Raw genomic sequence first — 7,760 nt, forward strand, 5'->3', positions numbered from 1 at the left:
GCCCCGAAATCACACTCGCCGCATTACCCGTACCAAGGAAACCTTCGACACCCTCGGGCACCCGCTCCAGCAGCGAGGCGTAGTCGTGGTACATGACGCCCGCGAACACACCGGTACGGCTGCCCCGTACGGTCGCCGGGTCGATCCCGGCCCGCTCGAACGCCTCCCACGACGTCTCCAGCAACAACCGCTGCTGCGGATCCATGGCAAGCGCCTCACGCGGCGAAATCCCGAAGAAGCCCGGGTCAAAGTGGCCCGCGTCCTCCACGAAGCCGCCCTCGCGGGCGTAGCTCGTTCCGCTGTGGTCCGGGTCCTCGTGGTAGAGCGCCGCGAGGTCCCAGCCACGGTCGGTGGGGAACTCGGAGATCGCGTCCCGACCCTCCACGACCAACCGCCACAAGTCCTCCGGAGTCTCCACCCCGCCCGGATAACGGCAGCCCAACCCCACAATCGCGATCGGCTCATCATCCGCAGCCGACACCACCACCGGACCCGCCACCGCAGCCGCAGCCCCCACGACCTCCGTCCGCAGGAAATCGGCGAGCACCGCAGGCGTCGGATAGTCGAAGACCAGCGTCGCGGGCAACCGCAACTCACTCACCACACCCAGCGCATTCCGCAACTCCACCGCCGTCAGCGAGTCAAAGCCCAGCTCACGGAAGGAGCGGTCGGGATCGACCGTCTCCGGACCGGCGTATCCGAGCACCGTCGCGACGTTCGTACGGACCAGGTCCAGCAGGGCGTCGAGCTGTTCGGCCTCGTTCAGCCCGGCGAGCCGCCGCGCCAGCGCGCCCGACGCCACCGCGCCCTCCGCCGCACGGCGCGCCGGAACCCGCACCAGCCCACGCAGCAGCGGCGGCAGCGCCCCGCTACCCGACTGCGCCCGGAGGGCGGCCATGTCCAGCGACATCGGCACCAGTACCGCCTCGCCGAGGCGGCCCGCGACGTCGAACAGTTCCAGACCCTCCGCCGCGGAGAGCGCGAGAACACCGCCCCGGCTCATCCGGGACACATCGGCCTCGTCCAGCTCACCGGTCATCGCGCTGGAGTCGGCCCACAGGCCCCAGGCGAGTGAGGTGGCGGGCAGGCCGTTCGCCATACGGTGCTGAGCGAGCGCGTCCAGGTACGCGTTGGCGGCGGCGTAGTTACCCTGCCCAGGGTTGCCGAACACACCGGCGGCGGAGGAGAACAGCACGAACGCCGACAGGTCCAGGTCGCGGGTCAGCTCATGAAGGTTCCACGCCGCGTCCACCTTCGGGCGCAGGACGCGCGTCATGCGCTCAGGGGTGAGCGAACCGATCACACCGTCATCCAGCACACCAGCCGTATGCACGACCGCCGTCAACGGATGCTCAGCGGGGATGGCGGCAAGGGTCACGGCTAGCGCATCCCGGTCCGCCACATCACATGCCGCCCAATACGCCTCGGCACCCAACCCGGCCAATTCGGCGATGAGTTCGGCCGCACCCGGCGCCTGGTCGCCACGACGGCTCACCAACAGCAGACGCCGAACGCCACGCTCCACCACGAGATGGCGCGCCAGCAGACCACCCAGCGTGCCGCTCGCACCCGTGACCAGGACCGTGCCGTCGGCGTCGAACTCCGGCGCCTCGTCCCCGGATCCGGTGGTGGCGACGGCCCGGGCGAGACGTGGCGCCCGCAACACTCCGTCCCGTACGGCCACCTGGGGCTCGGCCGACGCCAGCGCATCCGGCAGCGCCGTCAGCGAATCGGCCGTACCGTCGACATCGACCAGGACGAACCGGCCCGGGTTCTCCGACTGTGCGGAACGCAGCAGACCCCATACGGCGGCACCTGCCAGGTCCGCCACGGGCTCGGCGACCTCGGTAGCCACGGCACCCGACGTCAGCACGGTCAGGCGCGAGTTGGTGAAACGCTCATCGGCCAGCCACGCCTGCACCAGCTCCAGGGCCCGGGTCGTGGCGCGGTGCACCGTATCGGTCGGCGAGGAGCCTTCCCCAGCCCCGCCCCTCCCCGAAACCGGAGGCAAGCCCCCGGACCCCAGACCCCCTCCGGGCGTGTCCTCAAACGCCGGACGGGCTTGAATTACCCCACCAGCCGTGGGCTCCGCCTCTGGACCCCGGCCCCCGGGCGCCGGACGAGCTTGAACTGCCCCATCCGAGCCAGCATGCGGAGCGACAAAGCTCCCGGGCAGGGCGACCACCACATCATCCGGCAACACCGTGACGCCCGACTCGACCGCCACAGCCAACGCATCCAAATCCGCGAAGGTCTCGAACCGCTCCCCCACCGACGCCAAACCCAGACCATCGGACCCCAACAACGCCCAGCGCCCAGCCGCACCCTGAGGACCAGACACCTCGGACCAGTCCAGCCGGTACAGCGACTCCTGACGACCACCCCGCGCACCCTGAATCTGCTCCACCGACACCGGACGCAACACCAACGAATCCACCGACAACACCGCACGACCCACACCATCCGCCACCGCCAACGACACCGCACCCCCACCAGCAGCGACCGCCGACAACCGCACCCGCAACACCGACGCACCCACCGCATGCAACGACACACCAGACCACGAGAACGGCAACCGCGCCCCAGCCTCGCCCTCGACCAAGCCACCCAACCCCACCACATGCAACGCCGAATCCAACAACGCCGGATGCAGACCAAACCCACCCGCCTCAGCCCGCACCCCCTCCGGCAACTCCAACTCCGCGTAGACCTCACCATCAAGCCGCCAGGCAGACCTCAACCCCCGGAACACCGGGCCATACGCCAGACCAGCCTCAGCCAAACCCTCGTACAAGCCCTCAACCGGCAGCGCCAACGCACCCGCCGGAGGCCATACACCCAGGTCGAACGACGCCGCCGACGCACCCGAGCTCAGCACACCCGACGCATGGCGCAACCACGGCTCATCCGCAGCCACACCCTCCAACCGCGAATACACCTCAAACACACGACGGCCAGAACCATCCGGCTCCCCCACCGACAACTGAAGCTGAACACCACCCACCTCCGGAAGCACCAACGGCGCCTCCAGCGTCAACTCCTCCAGCAGATCACAACCCACCTGGTCACCAGCACGAACCGCCAACTCCACAAAAGCCGTACCCGGCAACAACACCGAACCCATCACAGCGTGATCCAGCAACCACGGATGGGTGTCGAGGCCCAATCGGCCCGTGAGCACCAGCCCTTCGCCACCGGCCAGCGGCACGGCGGCCCCGACCAGCGGATGGTCGACGGTCGCCAGGCCCAGCCCGGCCGTACCGCCAACGGTGGCCGGGAGCTCGGGCCAGTAGCGCGCGTATTGGAAGGCGTAGGTCGGCAGCTCCACCCGCGCCGCACCCGTACCGGCGAAGACGGCCGCCCAGTCCACCGCCACACCACGCACATGGGCGTGCGCGAGGGCCTTCGTCAGCGTCTCGGCCTCGGCCCTGCCCTTGCGCAGGGTCGGGACGAACGCAGCGTCCTCACCCGTGACACACTGCTGCGCCATCGCGGTGAGCACACCGTCCGGGCCCAGCTCCACGAACGTCGCGACGTTGCGCTCCTCCAACGTCCGTACGCCGTCCAGGAAGCGGACCGCCTCGCGGACGTGGCGCACCCAGAAGTCCGCCGTCGTGATCTCCTCGGCGGACACCACGCCACCGGTCAGATTCGACACGATCGGGATACGCGGAGCCTCGTACGCAAGCCCCTCCGCCACCTCCCGGAACGCCTCCAACATCCCGTCCATACGCGGCGAATGGAACGCATGGCTCACGGCGAGCCGCTTGGTCTTACGGCCCCGCGCCTCAAAACCGGACGCGATCGCGACAGCCGCGTCCTCATCACCCGCGACGACCACCGACGACGGCCCATTCAGCGCGGCGATCGAGACACGCTCATTCAGCAGCGGCGCCACCTCATCCTCCGACGCCTCCACCGCCACCATCACACCACCCGCGGGCAGCTCCTGCATCAACCGCCCACGCGCCGCCACCAACTTCGCGGCGTCGGAGAGCGACAACACACCCGCCACATGCGCGGCGGCCACCTCACCGATCGAATGCCCCGAGAGGAAGTCGGGCCGCAGCCCCCACGCATCCGAGACCAGCCGGAACAGCGCCACCTCGACCGCGAACAACGCAGGCTGAGTGAACCCCGTCCGATCCAGCACCGCCGCGTCATCCCCGAACAGCACCTCACGAAGCGGCCGTTCAAGGTGCCGGTCCAGCTCCGCACACACCTCGTCCAGCGCCTCCGCGAACACCGGATAGGCGTCATACAACTCACGCCCCATCCCCAGCCGCTGACTCCCCTGCCCCGTAAACAGGAACGCCACCTTGCCACCGACCACCGAACCCTCGACCAGATCCGCCGCACCGCGCCCCTCGGCCAGCGCATCCAACCCAGCCAGCAGCCCGTCCCGGCCCCCGGCCACCACCACCGCACGGTGGTCGAAGGCCGATCGGCCGGTCGCCAGCGAGTAGCCCAGGTCAACCGCGCCCAGCTCGGGCCGGTCCGCCACATGGGCGGCCAGTCGCTCGGCCTGGGCCCGCAGGGCAGCCGCGCTGCGGCCCGACAGCACCCACGGCACCACGGCCGGGGCGACAGCGGGAGCCCCGGCCGCCTCCACCACCGGCGCCTGCTCGATGATCGTGTGCACATTCGTGCCGCTGATGCCGAACGACGACACGCCCGCGCGGCGCGGACGGCCGTTCTCCGGCCACTCCACCTGCTCCGTCAGCAGCGAGACGGCCCCCGCCGACCAGTCCACATGCGGCGACGGCTGCTCCGCGTGCAGGGTCCTCGGCAGCACGCCGTGCCGCATGGCGAGGACCATCTTCATCACACCGGCGACACCGGCGGCGGCCTGCGTGTGGCCCATGTTCGACTTGATGGAGCCGAGCAGCAACGGCCGCTCCGCGTCCCGCTCCTGACCGTACGTGGCCAGCAGCGCCTGCGCCTCGATCGGGTCGCCCAGCGTGGTACCCGTACCGTGCGCCTCGACCGCGTCCACATCGCCGACCGAAAGACCGGCGGCGGCCAGCGCCTGTCGGATGACGCGCTGCTGGGACGGGCCGTTCGGCGCCGTCAGACCGTTGGACGCACCGTCCTGGTTCACCGCGCTGCCGCGCACCACCGCAAGCACCGGGTGCCCGTTCCGGCGCGCGTCCGACAGCCGCTCCACCAGCAGCATGCCCGCGCCCTCGGCCCAGCCCGTGCCGTCCGCGTCCGCCGAGAACGCCTTGCAGCGGCCGTCGGCGGACAGGCCGCCCTGGCGGCTGAAGCCGACGAACGTACCCGGAGTCGCCATCACCGTGACACCGCCGGCCAGCGCCATGGTGCACTCGCCCTGGCGCAGCGCCTGCATCGCCCAGTGCAGCGCCACCAGCGACGACGAGCACGCCGTGTCCACGGTGACCGCCGGGCCCTCCAGACCGAGGGCGTAGGCGACGCGGCCCGAGGCGATGGAGCCCGTGCTCCCGGAGCCGATCGCACCCTCGCCACCGCCGTCCGGTGCCTGCTCCACGAGCGTGGCGTAGTCGTGGTACATGACGCCCGCGAACACACCGGTACGGCTGCCGCGTACGGTCGCCGGGTCGATCCCGGCGCGCTCGAACGCCTCCCACGACGTCTCCAGCAGCAACCGCTGCTGCGGATCGGTGGCGATGGCCTCGCGCGGCGAGATCCCGAAGAAGGTGGGGTCGAAGTCGGCGGCGTCGTGGAGGAAGCCGCCCTCGCGGGTGTACGAGGTGCCGGGGTGCTCGGGGTCCGGGTGGTAGAGCGCGTCCAGGTCCCAGCCACGGTCCACGGGGAAGCCGGAGATGGCGTCCTGGCCGGAGGACAGCAGTCGCCACAGGTCCTCGGGGGTGCGCACCCCGCCCGGGAAGCGGCAGCTCATGCCCACGATGGCGATCGGCTCGTCGTCGAGCGCACCCACGGTCGACACCGGCAGGCCCGACTGGGCGCGGGTGCCCGCCAGTTCGTCCCGGAGGTGTTCGGCCAGGACGAGGGAGGTCGGGTAGTCGAAGACCAGGGTGGCGGGGAGCCGCATACCGGTGACCGCGTTCATGCGGTTGCGCAGTTCGACGGCGGTCAGCGAGTCGAAGCCCAGGTCGCGGAAGGCGCGGTCGGGGTCCACGGAGTCTGCCGTGGCATAGCCCAGGACTGCGGCGACCTGGGTACGGACCAGGGCCAGCAGCGTCTGCAGCTGCTCGGGCTCGTTCAGGCGGGCCAGCCGCTGGGCCAGGGCGCCCGTTCCGGCGGAGTCCTCCGCCGTACGCCGCGCCGGGACCCGTACCAGGCCGGACATCAGCGGGGCCACCACACCGGTGGCCGCCGCCTCGGTCCGTGCCGCCGCCAGGTCGAGGCGCACCGGGACGAGCAGCGGCTCGCCCGCGCGTCCGGCCGCGTCGAACAGCGCCTTGCCCTCGTGGGTGGCGAGCGCGGCGACGCCGCCCCGGCTCATCCGGGACCTATCCGCCTGGTCCAGCTCACCGGTCATGGCGCTGGAGTCGGCCCACAGCCCCCAGGCGAGTGAGGTGGCGGGCAAGCCGTTCGCCATACGGTGCTGGGCGAGGGCGTCCAGGTAGGCATTGGCGGCGGCGTAGTTGGCCTGTCCGGCGGCGCCGAAGACACCGGCGGCGGAGGAGAAGAGCACGAACGCCGACAGGTCCAGGTCGCGGGTCAGCTCATGAAGGTTCCACGCCGCGTCCACCTTCGGGCGCAGGACGCGCGTGATGCGCTCAGGGGTGAGCGAACCGATCACACCGTCATCCAGCACACCAGCCGTATGCACGACCGCCGTCAACGGATGCTCAGCGGGGATGGCGGCAAGGGTCACGGCTAGCGCGTCCCGGTCCGCCACATCACATGCCGCCCAATACGCCTCGGCACCCAACTCGGCCAATTCGGCGATGAGTTCGGCCGCACCCGGCGCCTGGTCACCACGACGGCTCACCAACAGCAGACGCCGAACACCACGCTGCGCCACCAGGTGGCGGGCGAACAGAGCGCCCAGCGTGCCGCTCGCACCCGTGACCAGGACCGTGCCGTCGGCGTCGAACTCCGGCGCCTCGTCCCCGGATCCGGTGGTGGCGACGGCCCGGGCCAGGCGCGGCGCCCGCAACACTCCGTCCCGTACGGCCACCTGGGGCTCGGCCGACGCCAGCGCATCCGGCACGGCCGTCAGCGAATCGGCCGTACCGTCGACGTCGACCAGGACGAACCGGCCCGGGTTCTCCGACTCGGCCGAACGCACCAGGCCCCAGACGGCGGCATGGGCCAGATCGTCCACTGGCTCGTCTACACCTGCCGCTACGGCACCCGAGGTCAGGAGGACCAGGCGGGAGTCGGTGAAGCGGTCGTCGGCCAGCCACTGCTGCAGCAGGCTCAGCGCCTGGACGGTGGCGCGGTGCGCCGTGTCGGCGGGTGAGGAGGATTCCCCAGTCCCGCCCCTCTCCGAAACCGGGGGCAAGCCCCCGGACCCCGGACGCCCTCCGGGCGTGTCCTCAATCGCCGGACGGGCTTGAATTACCCCATCCGGGCCAGCATGCGGAGCCGCAAAACTCCCGGGCAGGGCGACCACCACATCATCCGGCAACACCGTGGCGCCCGACTCGACCGCCACGGCCAACGCGTCCAGATCCGCGTACGTCTCGAACCTATGCCCAGCCGACGCCAGCCCCAGGGCGTCGGGTCCCAGCAACGCCCAGCGTCCGGACGCGCCCGGGGCGGAGACCTCGGGCCAGTCCAGCCGGTACAGCGACTCCTGACGACCA

Annotated in this window: 1 protein-coding gene; it reads right to left on the reverse strand. The window is 71.0% G+C overall.

The genetic code is table 11. From position 1 onward, the window contains the following. The coding region (locus tag VT50_RS37525) for a type I polyketide synthase (RefSeq protein ID WP_143645364.1) at nt 1-7,760 on the reverse strand (7,760 nt) is incomplete at both ends.

The organism is Streptomyces antioxidans (assembly GCF_000968685.2).
In the GTDB taxonomy this organism is placed as follows: domain Bacteria; phylum Actinomycetota; class Actinomycetes; order Streptomycetales; family Streptomycetaceae; genus Streptomyces; species Streptomyces antioxidans.